Here is a 1266-nt window from a genome sequence, read left to right on the forward strand (position 1 = left end):
GGGGGGCGTTGTGTTGCCCCCCCCCGGGGTGGCCCCGCGAACCCACCGGGTACCAACCGGGTGACGCCCGCACGCGACCGCCCAGCCGCGACCGCCGCGCACGGGCCCGGAACCCCGGGAGAGACACCATGCCCTTCACCATGGACAGGGCCGAGCGCGAGCGGTTCCTCGCCGCACCGCACGTCGGCGTGCTGGCCGTCGACTCCGGCACCGGACCGGACCGGGGCCCGCTGGCCGTACCGGTCTGGTACTCCTACGTCCCGGGCGGCCTGCTCACCGTCATCACCGGCCGCGACTCCGTCAAAGCCCGACGGATCCGGGCCGCCGGGCGGTTCACCCTCTGTGCCCAGCACGAGCAGCACCCGGCCGCCTACGTGAGCGTCGAGGGCCCGGTGGTGGCGATCGAGGACCGGCTCGACCCGGACGAGTGGGCCGCCCTCGCGAACCGCTACCTGCCGCCCGAGGCCGCGCGCGACTACCGCGCCTCCGCCCGGGAACAGTTGGCCGCCGACATCACGCTCCGGATGCGCCCCGAGCACTGGTCGAGCGCCGACTTCTCCGCCTTCGGGGCCGATCTGCCGGAAGACCGGTAGGTCGGGCCCGGTCCAGGTGGTCACGGCCACTACGGTGGCTCGGCGAGACTCCGTTCCACACACCTGCCGAAAGGACCACCCCCGTGAGCCTGTACGACATCCCGCTGCGCACCCTCACCGGCGAGCCCACCTCCCTGGCCGAGTACAAGGGCAAGGCACTGCTGATCGTCAACGTCGCCTCCAAGTGCGGCCTGACCCCGCAGTACACCGGCCTGGAGAAGCTCCAGCAGCGGTACGCCGCGCGCGGGTTCACCGTGCTGGGCTTCCCCTGCAACCAGTTCGCCGGGCAGGAGCCGGGCAGCGCCGAGGAGATCCAGACCTTCTGCTCCACCACCTACGGCGTCACCTTCCCGCTGTTCGAGAAGATCGACGTCAACGGCGACGACCGGCACCCGCTGTACCGGCAGCTCACCCAGGTCGCCGACGCCGAGGGCGAAACCGGTGACGTCAGCTGGAACTTCGAGAAGTTCCTGGTCTCCCCCGACGGCACCGTGGCCGCCCGCCTGCGGCCGCGCGTCGAGCCGGAGTCGGCCGAGCTGACCGCCGCGATCGAAGCCGTCCTGCCGGCCTGATCCACCCACCGAGGGGGCCGCCCCCCGCGCCCCCCCCCCGCCCGGGGGGCGGGTGGGTACCCCGACCCGCCGCGACCCCCCCCCACGGGCGCGGATCACCA

2 protein-coding genes are annotated in these 1266 nt (G+C 73.5%); both read left to right on the forward strand.

From position 1 onward, the window contains the following. Positions 1-128 precede the first annotated feature (128 nt). A complete protein-coding gene (locus tag ACFV61_RS24845) occupies positions 129-593 on the forward strand; it encodes a pyridoxamine 5'-phosphate oxidase family protein (RefSeq protein WP_380493939.1) in 465 nt (154 codons plus the stop codon). Positions 594-676: 83 nt separating this feature from the next. Further along, on the forward strand, positions 677-1165 hold the full coding sequence (locus ACFV61_RS24850) for a glutathione peroxidase (protein ID WP_363372928.1): 489 nt from the start codon (positions 677-679) through the stop codon (positions 1163-1165). Positions 1166-1266: the final 101 nt, after the last annotated feature.

It is taken from the genome of Kitasatospora sp. NPDC059817, from assembly GCF_042731835.1.
In the GTDB taxonomy this organism is placed as follows: domain Bacteria; phylum Actinomycetota; class Actinomycetes; order Streptomycetales; family Streptomycetaceae; genus Kitasatospora.